Below are 18,516 nucleotides of genomic sequence, written 5' to 3'. Positions count from 1 at the left end.
ACCCGGTCTGGCCAAGCCCAACCCCCACCTGCTAACTTTTCTTGGCATGTGCAGGTTCGCGTTGTGAGCGCCACCGGGGACGAGCTGGTGCGCGTGCTGGCGACGCTGGCGAACCCGCACCGCGTGCGGGTGGTCGCGCTGCTCGCGCGCCGGCGGTACTACGTCAGCGAGCTGGCGCGGGAGCTGGGGATCAGCCGCGCGCTGCTCCAGGTGCACCTGCGCAAGCTCGAAGCCGCCGGGCTGGTCATCGCACAGCTGGAGCTGTCGGACGACGGCAAGGCGATGAAGTTCTACGACGTCACGGCGTTCGCCTACGAGCTGACGCCGCACTCCGTCGCGGCCGCGGCCGAAACGCTGAGCGAGCGCGAGAAGGGAACCGGGGAATGAGCGGCAACGACTGGGCGGAACTGGCCGGGGTGATCGGGATCTTCATCCTGGTCACCACCGTGCTCACGGTGGCGATCTGGCAGCTCGCCGTGAGCTGGCGCGCGAAGGCCGCGCTGTCCAGGGAGGACACCTACCGCGAACTGGCCGAACGCGCCGTGCGGAGCCAGGAGGAGACCCAGCGGCAACTGGTCGAACTGCGCGAGAAGGTCACCGGCCTGGAACGAATCCTCAAGGACGTCGAGTAAGAGGGCGCGACGGGCGCCGTCATGCCCTCTTCGCGCGCCCTCTAGGTTCCCGGGCCACCGAGTTGCAGCTCGGCGGCCCGGGCGGAAGAAGCACCACCTCGCCCGAGGGCGAGTCCTTCGTGTCGTACCCCTTCACCGAAAGGACACCAGTTCATGCTGCCCGATGGCAAGTCGGGGGGCCGCCTTCCCGTGGTGGAACGGATCGCCGGCTGGTCGGCGGTCCACCGCGGCAAGGCGATCGCCGGCTGGTTCGCGCTGGTCGCGCTCACCGTGGCGATCAGCTCCCTGGTCACCGGCCCCGACGCCCCCAACACCGATCCCGGCGAATCCGGCCGCGCGCAAACCGTGCTGCGCGAGCAGGCCGCCGACGAACCCGTGCACGAATACGTGCTGGTGCAAGCGATTGCGCCCGCCCGGCCGGACGCGGCACTCGCCGACCTGGCCGCCTCGCTGCGGCAACGCGCCGAGGTCACCGAAGTGCGGACGCCCGCCGATTCCGGCGCCTTGGTCTCCGCCGACGGCCGATCCTCCCTGGTCACCTTCCAGCTGAGCGGACCGGACGAGCAGACCCCGGCGCAATCCGCGGTGGCCGCCGAGACGGTCGAGGCGGTCGCGGCCCGGCACCCGGACGTCCGGGTGCTGCAGGCGGGTGATCGCAGCCTGACCCGCGCGGTCGACGAGGGGATCAAGAGCGACCTCGGCCGGTCGCACCTGCTGTCCCTGCCGATCACGCTGCTGATCCTGGTGGTGGTGTTCGGTTCGCTGCTGGCCGCCGGGTTGCCGGTGCTGCTGACGCTGAGCGTGGTGGCCGCGACCTTCGCGCTGCTCGGCGTGATCGGCAAGGTGGTGGCGTTCAACAGCGCGGGATCGGCGTTCGTGCTGCTGATCGGGATCGCGGTCGGGGTGGACTACTCGTTGTTCGTGCTGCGGCGCCACCGCGAGGAACGGCGCGCCGGGCGGGACACCGCCGAGGCGCTGCGGGTCACCGCGCGCACTTCCGGGCGAGTGGTGGTGTTCTCCGGGCTGACCGTGGTGCTGTGCCTGACTGGATTGCTGTTCACCGGGCTCGGGGTGTTCCGCGGGTTGACCATCGGGACCGCGCTGGTGGTCGGGCTGGCCATGCTCGGCGCGGTGACCGTGCTGCCCGCGATGCTGTCCCTGCTGGGCGACCGGGTCGACGCGCTGCGCCTGCCGTGGTTCGGCCGCGGCCGGACGGCGGCACGCGAGTCACGGGCGTGGGCGTCGATCGCCTCGGCCGTGGTGCGGCGGCCGCTCGCCTGGGGCGGGCTGGCCACGCTGGCGTTGGTGCTGACCGCCGCGCCCGCGGTGGGCATGCACCTCCAGGACGCCGCGATCACGCAGAGCCTGCCGCGCGAGGTGCCCGCCGTGGACGCGGCGCTGCGCATGGGCGAGGCGTTCCCCGGGATGCCGACGCCGGCGCGGGTGGTGGTGTGGAACGGCGACCCGGCCCTCGGCGAGTTGCGGGAGCGGGTGGCCGCCAGCGGCGGGAAGCTGCACGAACCGGTGACCGCGACCCGAGTCGGCGACGCCACGGTGATCCGCGTCCCGCTGGCCGGAACGGGCACCGACCCCGAATCCATGGCGGCGCTGGAGTACCTGCGCGACGAGGTGCTGCCCGCGACCTTCGACGGCAAGGCGGACTACGCGGTCGGCGGGCGCACGGCCACCCCGTACGACTTCACGCGGCGGATAGCCGAGCGGAGCCCGTACGTGTTCGCGTTCGTGCTGGTGCTCGCGTTCGTGTTGCTGGCGCTGGCGTTCAGGTCGGTGGCGATCGCGCTGGTGTCGATCGTGCTGAACCTGCTGTCGATCGGCGCCGCGTACGGGGTGCTGACCTGGGTTTTCCAGTACGGGAACCTGGAGGGGCTGCTGGGCTTCGAATCGTACGGCGGGGTGGTCGGCTGGTTGCCGCTGTTCGTCTTCGTGCTGTTGTTCGGGTTGAGCATGGACTACCACATTTTCATCCTGAGCCGGATCCGCGAACGCTTCGCCCCCGGCCGCGCGCGATCCGCGATCGTCAGCGGGATCGGCGCCAGCTCCGGCGTGGTCACCAGCGCGGCGGTGATCATGATCGCGGTGTTCGCGGTATTCCTGACGCTGACCGCGATCGAGTACAAAATGCTCGGCCTGGGAATGGCGACCGCTATCTTCATCGACGCCACGGTGGTGCGGGGCGTCCTACTCCCCGCCACCCTTTCCCTACTCGGCGATAGAGCCTGGCGGAACCAGAAGGTTTAAACCAATTCCTGGGGTGGTCGGGGTACGAATCCCCCGACCACCCCTCGAAACCTAAACGGACCTACTCATCAGTTCAGCACTTCCACCACGCCAGGTTCATCAGGGCATCACCGAACGCAGGGCCGTTCATCAGAAAAAAGCTGAACAACTGAATGTTTCCTTACCCTTGGGGCTCATCGAGCCGCGCCAAGCCGGCTCATGCCGGTCGCGAAATGATCTACCCGAAAGAAGTCACCGCTGTCAATTGGCGCTCCAGTAGCCACTTACAGTAGAGCCGACCCCGGGCCACCCCTCGTTCCCCGGGTAAGGCCCCTACCTGGCCAATTACCACGCGTTAGCACCTGGCTCTGCGCAGCTACTTCCTAGATTTCACTCGGCGGAGTGACGTGGGGCCCCATACGGGGCATGGAGATCTTGTATTCGCGTGCCTGTCGAGCCTCCGGGATCGCGCCCTCGTCCAGCTGGCCGATTTCCAGCAGGCGGCGGTCGAGCCGTTCGGCGCGGGACTGCATGCCGCAGCGGCGGTAGATGGCGGCCGACCGCCACCAGGCGTCCCAAGCCAGTGGGGCGTCGCCGGTGGCGCGGGCGACGCGGCCGACGGTTTCCAGCACCTGCGCCTCCAAGCGCACGTACCCGCTGCGCTCCGCGACCTCCTCGGCCTCCCGCGCATCCTGGAGCGCCCCGTCGAAATCCCGCCGGGCGAGGCGCAGTTCGGCTCGTCGCGCGTGCGCCTTGGCCAGCACCTCCACATCGGCGGACCGGCTCAGCAACACGAAGGCCCGCGCGCAACACCGCTCGCCGTCCTCCAGGCGATCCTCCTGGACGGCCAGCCAGGCCAGCTCCACCAACGTCGCCGCCTGCCCGGCGACATCCCCCGCCCGCTCCCTGGCCTCCAGCGCCCGCCGGAACTCCAGCGTCGCCCGGCGGTGGCGCGCCTGACCCGCGTGCAACAGGCCGAGCAGCTGCGCCGCCTTGCCCGACCGGTCGAGGTCGCCCAGCTCGCGCGCCATGGCCTGGCAGCGCAGCGCGAGTTCGACCGCCTCGTCGTCCCTTTCCCGCTGCCATTTCAACCGGGCCATGTTCAACAGCACGGTGAGCACCCCGGTCCGATCACCATCGGCGAGCAGCACGAGCGCACGCTCGAATTGCCGCTCCGCCTCGTCGTGCTCCCCCAAATGCAAAAGCAGATAACCAAGATCATTGACGGAACTGGCCTCCGCGTCGGGCCGGGCATCAGCCGCCGACGAAGAACAAGCGATCGTCAGCACAATTTTGTTCTCTTCCCAATAACCATTCCGGTCCAGGAACTCGGTGGTGGCATGGGCCAACTGCCACGCGTACGAATGCAGACCGAATTCGGCCGCGGCGCGCACCGCCGATTTCACATTCACCCGCTCGACCCCGAACCACGCATTCGCGTCGGCGAACTTCGCCACTCCCGCACCCTCCACCGGATCGACGATCTCGGGCAGCGGCTGGTTCGGGAAAATCGCCCAGTGCGCCCGCGCCGCGGAATGCAGGTAGAAGTTCAGCACCCGTTCCACCGCCGACCGGCGCTCGATTTCCGACCGCGGCAGGGAAGACGCGTACGTGTACAGCAGATCGTGCATTTGATAGCGGTCGACCGCGCCCGGCTGGTCCACCAGGTGCGCCCCGACGAGCGCGTCGAGGCCGTGCCTCGCCACCGCCGGCGTGACGCCGAGCAGGGCCGCGGCGGCCTCCACCCCGAATTCGGCACCCGGGTGCAGCCCCAGGCACCGGAACAACCGGGCGTGCTCCGGCGCGAGCGATTGGTACGACAACGAGAACAGCGCGCTGAGGCTCTCGTCGTGCCCCTCACCGTCCGGCACGATCGACAGCAGCGTGCCGGGGTCGCGCAGTTGATCGGCCACCGCCCGCAGCTCCGCGCCCCGCCGGTCGGCGACCCGCTGGGCGACCAGGTGCAGCGCGAGCGGCACCCCGCCACACGACCGCGTGAGGTCCCGCACCGCCGTCGGATCGGCCACCGCGCGCGGGCCGATGCGCCCGGCGAGGAGCGCGGCGGCCGGTTCGTCGTCGAGCGGCTCGACCACCAGCCGCGGCAGGTGGTGGCTGATCCCGAGCGAACCGAGCCGGTGCCTGCTGGTGATCAGCACCACCGACCCGACGAGCAGCGGCAGCAGCCGCCGGACGTGCGCGGAATCGGCGGCGTTGTCGAGCACGATCAACATCGGGTTGGCCGCCAGGTGCGCCCGGAGCCGTTCGGCGCGACCGGCCAGGCTGACCGACTCGCACGACCGGCCCGACGCGGCGAGGAACCAATCGATCACCTCGCCGGGGTCGACCCGCGGGTGGGGCGAGAAGCCACCGAGGTCGACGAAGAGGATCCCGTTCGGGAAGCAGGCTGCCCGCCGATGCGCCCAGTGCACCGCCGTCGCCGTTTTGCCCACTCCGCCGAAACCCGTCAGCACCACCACCGCGGACCGGGGCGGCCCCGTCGCGACCCCCGTCTCCTCGTCCAGCCGGTCGAGCAACTCCGGCCGCCCGGTGAAATCGGGGATGTCCTGCGGTAGCTGCCGCGGCGGCGGGTGCGCCTCCGTCACCGGCCGAAGTGGACGCTCCGGCACGCTGACGACGGCCGCTCGCGCCCTGAGCTCGTCGTGGAACCGCAGTAGCTCGGCCGCGGCCTGGTCGTCGCCCTCGCCCCGCAGGCGCCGCCGCACGCCGAGGAAGTAGTCGGTCATCTCGTTTTGCCGGGCCAACCCGGTGAGCACCTGCATCCGCCGCTTGGCCAGCCCGACGTCCAGCCCGTGATCGCGCTGGAGGTCGTCGAGCCGCCGCAGCGCCTCGGCGAACCGCCCGAGCACCAGCTGCTCGTCGAGCACGAGGTAGTTCGCCGGGAGCCACTCGTTGCGGATCACCGCCTGGCGCCAGCCCTCCGCGCGCACGGTCGCCAGTTCGGCGAACGGGCGATCCCGCCACAGCGCGGTCGCCGCACACGCATTTGCACATGCTTTTTCATGGTCGCCGTTTCGGCTCTGTTCCCGGGCCTCGCTGACCAGATCCTGGAACACGAACAAATCGACCTGCTGTCGCCGCACGGACACCGAACAAGCGCCACCACTGATCTCGAGAACCACTTCCGGCGCGGCCTCGGCCAACGGTTGTCTAATCCTTTTGGCGTAGGTGTGCACCGTGGACGCCTGACCGGACTCCCCGTCCCAGAGCCAGTCCAGCAGCTGGTCGATCGGTATGCGGCGGCCGGGATGCGCCAGCAGGACCCCGAGCATCGACCGCAGTTTCGGGGACCCCCATTCGGCGGTCGCCGTTCCGTGCAAAGGGATCGCCGTGCGGCCGAGAATTCCGAACTCCACGTCCACGAGCGAGCCAGCCCCCTCCCCGGGGAAACGCCGTGCGATACGGTTCGCCAAGTTTCCCATCTTGCCGTCCGAATAGCCAGGAAGCAGCCGGTCAATCAACCTTGTCCCGACATTGTCAGCCGTTTGTCCCGTCCGCTGTCAGCGGTTGGTCCGGCTGCCCGGCACATCCTCGACGCGTAGCACCTGACGCCACGGGGAGGAACCATGAACGGCGAACTCTGGATACGCGGCTCGTTCGGAACAGGCGCCACCGCCCGGGTCACCATGGCGGGCTGCCGGACCGTGCTGGTGGTCATCCCGACGATGACCGCGGGCACCCGGCTGTTCGACCTCGTCCCACTGCTCGAAGCCGACCACCGCGTGCAGCTCGTCTTCACCGTGCCTCGGGCCACCGACGTCTGGCACGGGGTCGACGAGTACGTCCGCGCCCAAGGCGGGCTGGTGGTGCCGTGGCACCAGGCGATCCAGCACACCTGGGACCTGGTGCTGTGCGCCAGCCACCGGCACCTGGCCGAGCTCCGGGGAAGGATCCTGCTGGTCTCGCACGGCGCGGGCACGATGAAGTCGGTTCAGTTCAGCCGGAAGGCCGACGGCGCGACCCGGCCCAGCACCGGCCTCGACCGCGAACTGCTCAGCTTCCGCGGCCGGCTGCTCCCGGCCGCGCTCGCCCTCGCCACGGACGCCGAGCTGGACGCGCTGAGGGAACTGTGCCCGGAGGCCGTGCCGCGCGCCTGGGTGGCCGGTGACATCTGCTGGGACCGGATGACCGCCAGCCTGCCGATGCGCCCGCTCTACCGGCGCGCGCTCGGCATCGATCCCGAAGACCGCCTGGTGACGGTGAGTTCGACCTGGACGGCCGACTCGGCCTTCGGCAAGGTGCCCGGGCTGTGCCGCAGGCTGCTGGACGAGCGCCCGTCCCGCCGCGTCCGGGTGGCCGCGGTGCTGCACCCCAACGTGTGGGCGGTGCACGGCACCCGCCAGGTCCGGGGCTGGTTGTCGGCGGCGCTGCGTCACGGGTTGCTGCTGATCCCGCCGGAGGAGGGCTGGCGGGCCACTATGGTGGCCTCGGACTGGGTGATCGGTGATCACGGGTCGACCACGTTGTACGCGGCGGCGGCCGGCTGCCCGGTCAGCATGGCGACCCGCCAGCCGGACACGATCCGGCCCGGCAGCCCCGCCGACACCCTCCGGCGGCGCACCCCCGTGCTCGACCCGGACCGCCCGCTGCTGCCCCAGGTGACCGCGGCCAGGGCGGGGCAGCCACGGCTGCGGCGGGCGGTCACCGAGGTGGTCACCTCGCGGCCGGGTGGCGCGGCGGAATCCTTGCGCACCAGGATGTACCGACTGCTCGACCTCACCGAACCGGACGGCCGGGCGGCGGCCTGCCCGGTACCGGACCCGACCCCGCTCGCGGCCTGACCCGGAACGGAGGCAAGACCGTGACGGCCGAAGCCAGCTTGCCCGGCGCGCTGAACCTGGTCCTGACGAGACAGCACGAGACGGCCGGGGTCGACCACCTCCGGATCCGGGGCATCTGCCGCGAACGCGGCCGCTTCGACTGCTCCTGCCTCATGGTGGACCTGCTCGCGGCACCGGGGCCGTGGCACCGCTGCGGTGACGCGCTGCTCGCGGGCCGAACCCCCGACCGGCGCTCCGCCGAACGGCTCGCGCGGGTCGTGCTGGCCCAGTTCGGCGGGGCGGGGGTGGTTGGCTGCCACCACCCGACCGGAATGGTGGTGACCAGCCGGACCGGTGAATCGGCCGGGTGGTGCGGTGACTCGCCGGAGGTCGTGGCGAAATCGCTGGCCTACGCGTTCAGCCGGTGGTCCAGCGGGTTGTCCCTGTCACCGGGCTAGGGCTTCGAGGCGGGCGGCGATCGCGTCCGCCTTGGGGTCCCCGGCGATCAGGTAGTTCTCCTTCGCCTCGGTCAGATAGGCCCTGGCCGCGGCGGGGTCGGCACCGGCCTGGGCGAGGTCGCCCAATTCGGCGAGCACTTCGGCGAGGTAGTAGGGCGAGCCGAGATCGCGGACGACGCGCAGCGCTTCTTCGAGCACGTCCGCGCTCTCGGCCAGCTCACCGCGTTGCCGTTGAGCCGCCCCGAGCACCATCAACGCCCTCGCGTACTGGTTGCGGTCACCGAGTTCGCGCATCAAGCCCGCCGCGGCACGGAGTTCTCCCTCCGCCTCGTCGTACCGCCCCAGTTTCGCCAGCACGTCACCGGCGCGCCGGCGGCAGAGCGCGACCCCGCGGGTGATGCCCAGGCTTTCCTGCAACTCGGCGGCACGCCGGTAGTAGTCCAGCGCTTCCGGCAATTCGCCTTTACCCCGCGCGCACCTGCCGAGCTGGGCGAGAGCGGTGGCCACACTGGGTTCGTGCCCGTGCTCCGTGGCCAAGGACAAGGCCACCTCGTTCTCCGCGATGGATTCGTCGTACCGCCGCAGTTGGGCCAGGGCGAACCCGAGCTGGGAATGCAATCTCGCTTCGACCAACGGCTCGGCGCACTCGCGCGCGGCGACGATCCCGCGCCGCTGGGATTCGACGAAGTCGTCGTACTGCCGGTAGAGCAGGAAGAATCCCCAAGACGCTTCACAGTACTGCCACACCAGTTCGTGCCAGCCGTTCCGGTCCGCTTCGGAAAAGGCGGCCCGGATGGCCTCCGACTCCTCACGCAGCCAGTGCAGAGCCTGCTCCCGGTCGGCGAACCGCGGGTTTTCCCGCGGGCCCGCCGCATATCCGGGACCCCACATCGTCCGGTGCGGGTGCACGAGCGAGTCGGCTTCGACGAGCACGTCCAGATACCACTGGACCACGGCCCGCACCATCGAATCCTCCGCACGCGCCCGGGCGTGCAGTTGGACGAGTTCGTGGAACCGCACCCGGCCACCGGCCACATCGATGAGCAGGTTCCGGTCGACCAGTTCGTCGATCCCGTCCTCGGTGCGGTCGAGGTCCAAGCCGGAAACGTCGGCGATCACCGCGGGGGCGAAGGTGATTCCGGGATGCGCCCCGCAGACCTGGAACAATTCGGCGGCCAGCGGGCTGAGACCGTCGTAGGAAGCCGCGAACACCGCGTCGATCGAGGGACCGTCCTCCGGCGTCAACTGCAGCACCCGACCCCGTTCGGCGAGGCTCGACGCTTCACGGGACAACCGGCGGCGCTGGTGCCGCCGCAGCCGTCCGGCCACCAGGGTCAGCGCGATGGGGAGACCGGCGCAGGCGGCCGCGAGTTCGTCGGCGGCTTCCGGTTCGGCCCGGACCCGTTCCGCTCCCACCAGTTCGGCCAGCACGTCCACGGATTCGCGCGGGTTGAGGAAGCCGATGTCGATGACCTTCGCCCCGTCGATCTCGAGACCGGTCAGCCGGTGCCTGCTGGTCACCACCACGACCCCGCGCCGGGTGACCGGCAGCAGCGGGCGGACCTGCGCCGCGGAAATGGCGTTGTCGAGCAGGAAAGCCAAGGACTTGTCGGCGGTCATCGTCCGGTACAGCGCTTCCCGCTGACTTCGCTCCGCCGGGATGTCCCCGGCCGGAACGCCCAGTGCGAGCAGGAACCAGTGCAGCACGGTGTCCGGCTGGAGCGGGCCGCCGCGGGTGAACGCCCCCAGGTCGACGTACAGCTGCCCGTCGGGGTAGTCCTCGCGAACACCGTGCAGCCAGCGCAGGGCCAGCGCTGTTTTCCCGACCCCGCCCGGTCCGCTCAGCACGGCGAGGGGTGGGCGCCCGCGATCGCGGCGCACCGATTCCAGTTCGGCGAGTTCTTCGCGCCGGTGCGCGAACCGGGCGGCGGGCGCCGGGAGCTGCGCCGGCACCGGTACTGGTCTTCGTCTGTCGTCCGGGTTCGACGACGCCCCCGCTTCACCCATCAGGACTACCCACACCCCCCGGCGTTTTACGGCAGAATTCTCGGTGTACCGCACACCGCTACCGCCCGCCGCCCCATTGTGACGAACTCCTCGGAGATAACCCGGGATATCCGGGGCGTGCCTGCCAATCGGCGTAACCCTTCGCGGCAAATGTACGGCCGTAGTCAACGCAGCGTATTGGCGCCGGTGAAGATGAGGTCGTGGCCGTCGTGGCCGGGGCCGTCCAGGTGGGCGGCTCGGATCAAGCCGGCCCGGGCGGCGACCTTCGCCGAAGCGGTGTTCGCCGGGCGCACCCTGGCGATCACGGAATAGTCCGGCCGGTGCGCGGCGGCCCATTCCACCGCGGCGGTGGCCGCTTCGGTGGCCAGGCCGGCGCCCCAGTGCACCGGGGCGAAGCGGTAGAAGAGGTTCAACACCATCCGGTCGCGGAACTCGACCACTTTCAGGCCGCAGAACCCGGCGGCCTCCGTCGATCCAGTCACGCGCACGGTCCAATAGCCGAAGCCGTGGCTGGACCAATGCGCGTCCCACCGGTGGAAAAGCTGTTCCGCTTCGTCACGCGCGGTGAGCCGATCGGACGGATTGTGCGCACAGGCCCGCGGATCGCGGTGAATGGCGTGGATGGCGTCGACGTCACCGGGCACCGGCCGCCGCAGGCTCAGCCGCCCGGTCGCCAGTTCCTCATGGGCCTCCCCCATGACGTGCACCCTATGCCGGGCGCACGGCCCGGCGCCACCGGTCCGGAGTGGATCGTCCACTCGGGACCGGTGGCGCCGGACGGGCTGCGCACTACTTCGCCGCGACCTTCTTGCGGGCGGCGCGCTTGCGCGGGGCCTTGGCGGCCGCCGGCTTGCGCTGCGCCTCTTCGAAGGCCTCGGTGATCTCGGCCGAGATCCGGCCGCGCTCGGAGACCTGGTAGCCGTTCTCCCTGGCCCACTCGCGGACCTGGCGGGCCCGCTCGCGGTCGGCCCCGCTGGAGGAGGAAGCCGACTCGCCGGTGGCCAGCCGCACCTTGCGGCCGCCGGTGCGCCGACCGGCCGCGATGAAGCGCGCGAGCTCGTCGCGGAGGTTGGCGGCGTTGTCGTCGGACAGGTCGATCTCGTAGGACACACCGTCCAAACCGAACGGCACGGTCTGGGTGGCGATCTCGCCGTCGATGTCGTCGATCATCTCGACCAGAACCTTCTGCGCCATAATGTGCTCTCTTCCCGCTTCGTTGATCAGCCAGCCGCACCATAACGGGCGCGGCAGTCGCGGCGTGCGAGGGCCCCGCCCTTTATAGTTTGTCATTCTCGCCGCCGATCACGAAATCGGGATCACGAACAGCGCCTCAATCCGGTTGCACGCCGGACAAGAAACGTGCGGTCCACACAGGACGTTGCAGTTCAGGGGCCTGCGAGAGCGGCGCGCCGGAAACCCCGGGCACCCCGCGTTTCGATCCGGCCGAACAAAACGCGCAGCGTGACGATCACCGCCTGCCGTCGTGAACGCGCAATGGGGGTGGCCCGATCGGTGCGGCGACCGCACCGTCGCCCCGGTGCACCATACCGGCGAACCAGCCCGGAATACCAGGGTTGCCGACCGGCGTTCGCGGGGCACCGCCGAAACCGGCCGCCCGCCGGATCCGCGAGCGGCCGGTTCCGTCGTTTCCGGCCGGTTCGCGAGTCCGATTCCCGGCGGAATTCCGGTGGCGCATTTCCGGCCGGAACCCCCGCCGGAACCCCTCCGCCGGAACCCCGGGCCGGGCCATCCGGGGTAACCGCGGCACCCGCTTTCGGCGGCGGCCGATGCGCCGCGCGGCACCCGCGTTTCATAACGACGTCATCTCACGCCCCGTCCTTTGTGGAGGTCCCGCGGTACGGGGTGAGCGGGCCACCGGGCCAGGTGGAGAAGATCAGGTGCGTCTGCAGCCGGGCCACCTCCGGCCGGGCGGTGAACTCGTCGAGCACCAGTCGCTGCAGGTCCTGGCTGTTGCCGCAGGCCACGTGCACGATGAAGTCGTCGGGCCCGGTCACGTGGTGCACCGCCCTGGTCTCCGGCAGGCCGAGCACGTGCGTGACGAACGGGTCCACCAGCGGCCGCGCGTGCGGCTGGACCTGCACCGCCAGCAGCGCCTCGATCGGGCGGCCGATCGCCGCCGGGTCGACCTGCGCGGTGTACCCGGTGATCGCCCCGGCCCGGCGCAGCCGCGCCACCCGGTCCAGGCAGGTCGACGGCGCGATGCCGACCGCCGCCGCCAGTTCCTTGTTGGCCATCCGGCCGTCGTTCTGCAAGCGCCGCAGGATCTCGGCGTCCACCGAATCCAGGCGCACGTTCTGCTCCATGCGCCGAACATAGTCCGGACCTCGTGGCCGCATCCCGGCCCGGCTGCCAGATTCTGCGGCATGACCTCACTGAACACGCGTGCCGTGCACGCCGGCCGCGACGATCTCGTGGAACTCGGCGTGCACGCGGTCCCCCTCGACCTGTCGACCACCTACCCCTCGCGCGACAGCCGGACCGAAGCCGACCGCCTCGACGTGCTCTGCACCGGCGCGCAGGTGGACGGCCCGCCGGTGTACGCCCGCGTCGGCAATCCGACCGTCGCCCGGTTCGAGGCGGCGATGGCCGAACTGGAGGGCTGCGAGGCCGCGGTCGCCTTCGCCAGCGGGATGGCCGCGCTCTCGGCGTGCCTGCTCGCCGCGGTTTCGGCGGGCAAACCGCACGTGGTCGCGGTCCGGCCGCTCTACGGCAGCAGCGACCACCTGATCGCCTCCGGCCTGCTGGGCAACGAGGTCACCTTCGCCCGGCCGGACGAGGTGGCCGGCGCGATCCGCGAGGACACCGGGCTGGTCATCGTGGAGACGCCCGCGAACCCGACGCTGTCCGAAACGGATCTGCGCCGCCTGTCCGACGCCTGCGGCCCGGTGCCGCTGCTCGCGGACAACACCTTCGCCACCCCGGTGCTGCAACGCCCGGCCGAGCACGGCGCGCGGATCGTGCTGCACAGCGCCACCAAGTTCCTCGGCGGCCACGGCGACGTGCTCGGCGGCGTGGTGACCTGTTCCGAGGAGCACGCCCGCAAGCTGCGGCAACTGCGCTTCCTCACCGGGGCGACGCTGCACCCGCTGGCCGGGTACCTGTTGCTGCGCGGGCTTTCCACCCTCCCACTGCGGATGCGGGCCGCCTCGGCGACCGCCGCGGAACTCGCCGGACGGCTGGCCGAGCACCCGCGGATCGCGAAGGTGCACTACCCCGGGCGCACCGAGAACCGGCCGGAGAAGCAGATGTCCGGTGGCGGCCCGATGCTGGCGGTGGAGGTCCACGGCGACCCGCACGCGGTGATCGGCGCGGTCCGGCTGTTCACCCCCGCGGTCAGCCTGGGCAGCGTGGACAGCCTCATCCAGCACCCCGGTTCGCTGAGCCACCACATCATGGACCCGGCCGACCGCGCCGACGGCGGGATCAGCGAGCAGCTGCTGCGGATCTCGGTCGGCCTGGAGGACGTCGAGGACCTCTGGGCCGACCTCGACCAGGCACTGGGTGGATCATCGACGGGGTGAACCCAGCCGAAGCCAACCTCGCCGAGCACGCCTGCCACCTGCACCGCGGCTCGGCGGGCATGACCACGCACGAACCCGGCGATCTGGTCGTCGCCGACAGCGGGCTCGACGACGACACGTTCAACGTCATCGCCGCCGCCCGCTTCCCCGAGCGGGACGCGGACCGCCGGATCGCGGAAACCCTGCGCGCGCTGGGGCCGCGGCCGTTCTCGTGGTGGGTGGGTCCCGGGTCCGAACCCCGGGACCTGGCAGCCCGGCTGGCCGCGGCCGGGCTGCACGCCACCGAGACCGAGGCCTCGATGTCCACCACTGTGGACGGTCCGCTGCCGGAGGAACGCCCGGCGGGACTGGACATCCGCCCGGCGCGCACCCCCGCGGACCTGGCCGCGTACGCCCGGGTGCTGGCCGCGAACTGGGACCCGCCCGCGGTCACCGTGGTGGACTTCGTCGCGAGGACCGCCCCGCTCGCGCTCGCTCCCGGCTGCCCGGCCCGGTACCTCGTCGGCTACTCCGACGGCGTGCCCGTGTGCACCGGTGAGGTCTTCCTGCACGCCGGGGTCGCGGGCATCTACAACATCAGCACGCTGGCGAGCCACCGGCGGCGCGGCTTCGGCGGCGCGATGACGCTGGCGACCCTGCGCACGGCCGTCGAGGCCGGGTTCCCGTCGATCGTGCTGCAGGCCTCGGCCGAAGGTGAACCGGTCTACCGGCGGCTCGGATTCACCGTGGACGGCACGTTCACCGAGTACGCCGCTCGCCCGGCCGGGACGCCCGCGCTCGGTTAACGTGGGATCGATGAAGCGCGTGCTGCTGACCGTGGCGGGGGTGCTGATCCTGGTGATCGGCATCGTCCTGCTGGTGCTGCCCGGGCCCGGCCTGCTGCTGGTGCTGGCGGGCCTGCTCATCCTCGCCTCGGAGTTCCCGAAGCTGGAACGCTACGTCGACCCGGTGCGCGACCGCGCGATGAAGGCCGCCGAGGACAGCGTGTCCTCGCCGCTGCGGATCGCCGGTTCGGTGCTGGCCGGGCTGGCGCTGATCGGCGCCGGGGTGGTGTGGGGGCTGGTGCCCGGCCTGCCGCTGGCCGGGTGGAGCACCGGCACCAGCCTGATCCTGTCCGGCATCGTGCTGCTGGTCCTGCTCGGTTACAGCTACCGGCGGGTCCAGGCCCGGCGGACCCACTGACCACTGTGGACCGTCATGGCCGGGCGCTCAGATCTCCTTGGCCACCGTGTTCAGCAGTTCCGGGCCGCGTGTGGTGAGCCGCCGCGTCGCGATCCGGCCCCACCACCACGCCACCAGTCCCCCGGTGACCAGGCCGACCGGCACCCCGGCCCAGCGGAGCGCCTCCACCTCGTTCAGCTCACCGGCCAGTTCCACCGCCACCACCGGCAGGGCCGTCACCAGCTGCAGCAGGGTGATCGCCAGCATCATCAGCACCCGCGCGCACCCCGGCCGCCCGCCCGAGGTCCACGGGCTCGAGTTCCGGCGCGGGTCGGGCAGCGGGTAGGCCACGTAGACCGACTGCAGCAGCACCGCTCCCGCCCCGGCACCGAGCACCGCGGGCAGCAACCCGAGCACCCACGGGTACAGGTCCGCGCGCCCGCTCACCGCCGGTGTGACCAGGCTGAGCAGGACCGCGATCGGCGCCACCAGCAACGCCCAGGCGAACTGCCGCCCGCGCACGTCGGCGTGCGGCGCGCCGGGGGTGACCAGCGTGTGCCACAACGCGCTGCCGTCGAAGCCGTACAGGTTCCCCGCCTGGAGGCAGGCGAACACCGCGACGAACAACCCCAGCATGGCCAGTGGCGTACCCGATTCCCCGGAGAACGACGGCACCACGCAGATCACCACGCCCATGATCAGCGTGCTCATCAACGCCACCCGCCGCCGGGCGTCCCGCCACCAGGTGCGCAGTTCCTTGCGCACCACCGCGCCCACCGGCGAAACCGCCGCCGTCGACACCGCCCGCTCCGACGTGCGCACCCTGGCCGCACCGCGGTAGGACGGCGAGGTCACGCGCTTCGCCAGCAACGCGCCCCAGAGCACCAGCAGCACCCCGATCAGCACCACCAGACCGGCCACCAGCAGGAGCACCGTTCCCCAGGACCCCTCGGCGGAGGCGTGCACCGCGATCGCGCCCCAGCCCGAGGGCAGCGCCCGCGTCACGGCCACCAGGCCGGGCGCCTGCCCCTCGATGATCGCCGGGCCCACGTTGTTCAGCGCGTAGTTGAGGCCCACCCCGGACAACCCGGTCAGCGCCACCAGCAGGATGCCGAGTTCCTTGCCCTTGCGGGAACTCAGCAGCGTGCCGAGCGCGGCCGTCACCACCCGGTAGACCAGCACCACCAGCAGCAGCTGCAGGAGCGCGAAGAGCAGGCCGACCAGCGCCGGGGCGGCGCCGAAGCGCAGGCCGTAGAAGTACAGGCCGCTGAACGCCACCAGGCTGACCAGCGTGGTCACCCCGACCAGGCTGGCCGCCAGCAGCCCGGCCGCCAGGCGCCGGTTCGACAGCGGCAGCAGCGCGAACTGCTCGGGCCGCAGCGTTTCGTCACCCCCGCCGGTGGCCACCGGGGCCAGCACCCAGCCGATCAGCCACACCGCGTAGATCGAGGCCAGCAGGTCGACCGAGGTCTCCGGCCGGTCGAACGGCACCACCCCGACCAGCAGCGTGCTCACCGCCACCACCAGGCCGACCAGCCCGCCCACCACCCAGCCGACGATCCGGGTCCCCCGCAGCGAATTGCGCAGGACCAGCAGCTTCAGTCGGACGAAGACGCCAACCACGACAGTCCTTCCCCGCCGCCGGTGCGCCCGCCGACCAACCGCACGAACGCCTCCTCCAGGCTGCCCTCACCACGCACCTCGGCCGCCGAACCCGCCGCCACCACGCGGCCCTTGGTGATCACCGCGACGTGGCTGCACAACTGCTCGACCAGCGCCATCACGTGGCTGGACAGCACCACCGCGCCACCGGAGGCGACGAAGCGGTTGAGAATGGTGCGGATGGTGGCCGCGGAAACCGGGTCCACCGCCTCGAACGGCTCGTCCAGCACCAGCAGCCGCGGTGCGTGCAGCAGCGCCATCGCCAGGCCGATCTTCTTGCGCATGCCCGCCGAGTAGTCGATCACCAGCGTGCGCTCGGCGTCGGTCAGCTCCAGCACGCCGAGCAGTTCGTGGGTGCGCTCGGCCACCGCCGCCGGGGCCAGGCCGCGCAGCTGTCCCATGTAGGTCAGCAGTTCGCGGCCGGTCAGCCGTTCCGGAATGGACAGTCCGTCCGGGAGCACGCCGACCAGCGCCTTGGCCTGGTCGGGCTGCTGCCACATGTCGGTGCCGAAGATCCGCACCGAACCGGCGTCCGGGCGCAGCAGGCCGACCGCCATCGACAGCGAGGTCGTCTTGCCCGCACCGTTCGGCCCCACCAGCCCGAAGAACGAGCCGCGCGGCACCTCCAGGCTCACGTTGTCCGCGGCGATCGTCGGCCCGAACCGCTTGCTCAGGCCGTACCACCCCATGGCCGGGTCTTCCGCCACTATTCCCCCTTGGTGTGCAGTACTTCCTCCGCGCGCGCGAGCACCCTGCCGACCAGCGCGGCCGAAGCGCCAAGGTACTCCTCCGGCGCGCTGAGATCGGGCAGATCGCGCAGTTCTTCGGCGTCGGCCAGCGAACCCTCGCGGTTCAGCCGGGCCAGTAGTTCCTTCGCCGCGGCCTTGCCCATGGTCGACGCCAGTGCGATGGTGAGCCGTTCCGAGACGATCCCGCGACCGGTCAGTGCGAGGTTTTCCCGCATCCGCCCGGGATGCACTTCCAGTCCACCGGTCAGTTCCGCCGCGGTGCGGGCGGCTCCGGCGGTCAGCCGCAGGCTTTCGCGCAACGGCTGCCATTCCGCGTGCCAGCCACCACCGGCGCGTTCGTCCTCGGCGACCAGGCTCTGCGCCAGGACCAGCGCGTGCGCCGGGACCTGCTTCGCCGCCGAGAGCAGCAGGGTGGCCAGCACCGGATTGCGCTTCTGCGGCATGGCCGAGGAAACCCCGCGCCCCTCGGCGGCTGGTTCGGTCACCTCGCCGATTTCCGTGCGGGACAGCGTTTGCACGTCGACCGCCAGCTTGCCCAGCGCACCGGTGGTGAAGGCCAGTGCGGCCCCGAGGTCGGCGATCGGCGTGCGCGCGGTGTGCCACGGCAGTACCGGCACGGCCAGCCCGAGCTGCCGGGCGAAGGCCGCCAGCAACTCGGGTCCATTCGGCCGTCCCGCGTATTCCTCATAGGAGGCAAGGGTTCCGGCCGCACCACCGAGTTGCGCCGGGAGCACCACGGCCCGCACGCGGTCGAGCGCGTCCAGGGTGAGCTGCAACCACGTCCCCGCCTTGAGGCCGAACGAAATCGGCACCGCGTGCTGGGTGAGCGTCCGCCCGGCCATCGGGGTTTCCCGGTGGGCGGAAGCGAGTTCGGCCAGTGCACCGGCGGTGGCGCGCAGGTCGGCCTCGATCGCGTCCAGCGCGTGCTTGGCCACCAGCATCGACGCGGAGTCGAAGATGTCCTGGCTGGTCCCGCCGCGGTGCACGTACTCCGCCGCTTCGGGACCGGCCGCCTCGGTGAGCTGTTTCACCAGCGCCACCACCGGATTCGCCGCACCGCGGGCCTGTTCGGCGAGTGCGGCGAGATCGAACCGTCCCGTCCGGGCGCCGTCGGCGATGCGCTCGGCGGCGGCCGCGGGGATCACGCCCAGTTCGGCCTGCGCCCGCGCGAGCGCGACCTCCACGTCGAGCATCGCCCGCAGCCACGCCTCGTCGGAGACCAGTTCCGCGAGTCCGGTACCCGCCCACACCGGCGCGAGCAGGCCGGAATCGATGTCCATGCCGCCATG

The 18,516-nt window shown here is 71.3% G+C and carries 16 protein-coding genes; 8 read left to right on the top strand and 8 right to left on the bottom strand.

Features of this window, described 5'->3' with window-relative positions:
- Positions 1-63 precede the first annotated feature (63 nt).
- The 3 genes from JYK18_RS23415 (at position 64) to JYK18_RS23405 (ending at position 2,891) form a co-directional block, all read left to right on the top strand.
- Positions 64-387, top strand: a complete 324-nt coding sequence (locus JYK18_RS23415; RefSeq protein ID WP_206804676.1) for an ArsR family transcriptional regulator — start codon at positions 64-66, stop codon at positions 385-387.
- Positions 384-632: a hypothetical protein gene (locus JYK18_RS23410; protein WP_206804674.1), complete on the top strand. Its 249-nt coding sequence runs from the start codon at positions 384-386 to the stop codon at positions 630-632. The genes JYK18_RS23415 and JYK18_RS23410 overlap by 4 nt, the downstream gene beginning before the upstream one ends.
- Positions 633-824: 192 nt before the next feature.
- Complete coding sequence (locus JYK18_RS23405; protein WP_307796025.1) at positions 825-2,891, top strand: MMPL family transporter; 2,067 nt, start codon at positions 825-827, stop codon at positions 2,889-2,891.
- Between the two features lie 362 nt (positions 2,892-3,253).
- On the opposite strand, the gene JYK18_RS23400 is transcribed toward JYK18_RS23405, so the two are convergent.
- The gene (locus JYK18_RS23400; RefSeq protein ID WP_206804670.1) at positions 3,254-6,160 is read right to left on the bottom strand and encodes a BTAD domain-containing putative transcriptional regulator; all 2,907 of its coding nucleotides are present in this window, start codon (positions 6,158-6,160) and stop codon (positions 3,254-3,256) included.
- Between the two features lie 294 nt (positions 6,161-6,454).
- On the opposite strand from JYK18_RS23400, the gene JYK18_RS23395 reads away from it, so the two are divergent.
- Both JYK18_RS23395 and JYK18_RS23390 read left to right on the top strand, forming a co-directional pair.
- Positions 6,455-7,669, top strand: coding sequence for a hypothetical protein (locus JYK18_RS23395; protein WP_206804668.1), 1,215 nt, complete (start codon positions 6,455-6,457; stop codon positions 7,667-7,669).
- Positions 7,670-7,689: 20 nt separating this feature from the next.
- Positions 7,690-8,106, top strand: a complete 417-nt coding sequence (locus JYK18_RS23390) for a hypothetical protein (RefSeq protein ID WP_206804666.1) — start codon at positions 7,690-7,692, stop codon at positions 8,104-8,106.
- Here the strand turns inward: JYK18_RS23390 and JYK18_RS23385 are convergent.
- The 4 genes from JYK18_RS23385 to JYK18_RS23370 all read right to left on the bottom strand — a co-directional run bounded on the left by JYK18_RS23385 (position 8,095) and on the right by JYK18_RS23370 (position 12,437).
- On the bottom strand, positions 8,095-10,113 hold the full coding sequence (locus JYK18_RS23385; RefSeq protein WP_206804664.1) for a tetratricopeptide repeat protein: 2,019 nt from the start codon (positions 10,111-10,113) through the stop codon (positions 8,095-8,097). The two genes, JYK18_RS23390 and JYK18_RS23385, sit on opposite strands and share 12 nt — an antisense overlap.
- A 164-nt stretch (positions 10,114-10,277) precedes the next feature.
- Positions 10,278-10,811: a GNAT family N-acetyltransferase gene (locus JYK18_RS23380; RefSeq protein ID WP_206804661.1), complete on the bottom strand. Its 534-nt coding sequence runs from the start codon at positions 10,809-10,811 to the stop codon at positions 10,278-10,280.
- A 91-nt stretch (positions 10,812-10,902) separates the two neighbouring features.
- The gene (locus JYK18_RS23375; protein WP_153034584.1) at positions 10,903-11,307 is read right to left on the bottom strand and encodes an Lsr2 family protein; all 405 of its coding nucleotides are present in this window, start codon (positions 11,305-11,307) and stop codon (positions 10,903-10,905) included.
- A gap of 632 nt (positions 11,308-11,939) precedes the next feature.
- Positions 11,940-12,437: an Lrp/AsnC family transcriptional regulator gene (locus tag JYK18_RS23370; RefSeq protein WP_206804660.1), complete on the bottom strand. Its 498-nt coding sequence runs from the start codon at positions 12,435-12,437 to the stop codon at positions 11,940-11,942.
- 60 nt (positions 12,438-12,497) lie between these two features.
- On the opposite strand from JYK18_RS23370, the gene JYK18_RS23365 reads away from it, so the two are divergent.
- The 3 genes from JYK18_RS23365 to JYK18_RS23355 are packed head-to-tail and all read left to right on the top strand — an operon-like array spanning position 12,498 to position 14,837.
- On the top strand, positions 12,498-13,655 hold the full coding sequence (locus JYK18_RS23365; protein WP_206804658.1) for a PLP-dependent aspartate aminotransferase family protein: 1,158 nt from the start codon (positions 12,498-12,500) through the stop codon (positions 13,653-13,655).
- Positions 13,652-14,440 (top strand): GNAT family N-acetyltransferase, encoded by a 789-nt coding sequence (locus JYK18_RS23360; protein ID WP_307796024.1) that lies wholly within the window; start codon positions 13,652-13,654, stop codon positions 14,438-14,440. The genes JYK18_RS23365 and JYK18_RS23360 overlap by 4 nt, the downstream gene beginning before the upstream one ends.
- A 10-nt stretch (positions 14,441-14,450) precedes the next feature.
- Entirely contained in the window at positions 14,451-14,837 is a 387-nt protein-coding gene (locus JYK18_RS23355; protein ID WP_206804656.1) for a PGPGW domain-containing protein, read from the top strand.
- A gap of 27 nt (positions 14,838-14,864) precedes the next feature.
- Here the strand turns inward: JYK18_RS23355 and JYK18_RS23350 are convergent, their stop codons facing one another.
- Genes JYK18_RS23350 through pcaB form a run of 3 tightly spaced genes read right to left on the bottom strand, consistent with a single transcriptional unit; the run spans position 14,865 to position 18,507 of the window.
- A complete protein-coding gene (locus tag JYK18_RS23350; RefSeq protein ID WP_206804654.1) occupies positions 14,865-16,439 on the bottom strand; it encodes a hypothetical protein in 1,575 nt (524 codons plus the stop codon).
- Positions 16,415-17,185: an ABC transporter ATP-binding protein gene (locus JYK18_RS23345; RefSeq protein ID WP_374195060.1), complete on the bottom strand. Its 771-nt coding sequence runs from the start codon at positions 17,183-17,185 to the stop codon at positions 16,415-16,417. The genes JYK18_RS23350 and JYK18_RS23345 overlap by 25 nt, the downstream gene beginning before the upstream one ends.
- Complete coding sequence (gene pcaB / locus JYK18_RS23340) at positions 17,185-18,507, bottom strand: 3-carboxy-cis,cis-muconate cycloisomerase (protein ID WP_206804652.1); 1,323 nt, start codon at positions 18,505-18,507, stop codon at positions 17,185-17,187. Before pcaB ends, JYK18_RS23345 begins: the two co-directional genes overlap by 1 nt.
- Positions 18,508-18,516: the final 9 nt, after the last annotated feature.

The organism is Amycolatopsis sp. 195334CR (assembly GCF_017309385.1).
Lineage (GTDB): Bacteria > Actinomycetota > Actinomycetes > Mycobacteriales > Pseudonocardiaceae > Amycolatopsis.
Note: the sequence above shows the minus strand (reverse complement) of the source record. Positions and strands in the feature narration are given on the sequence as shown.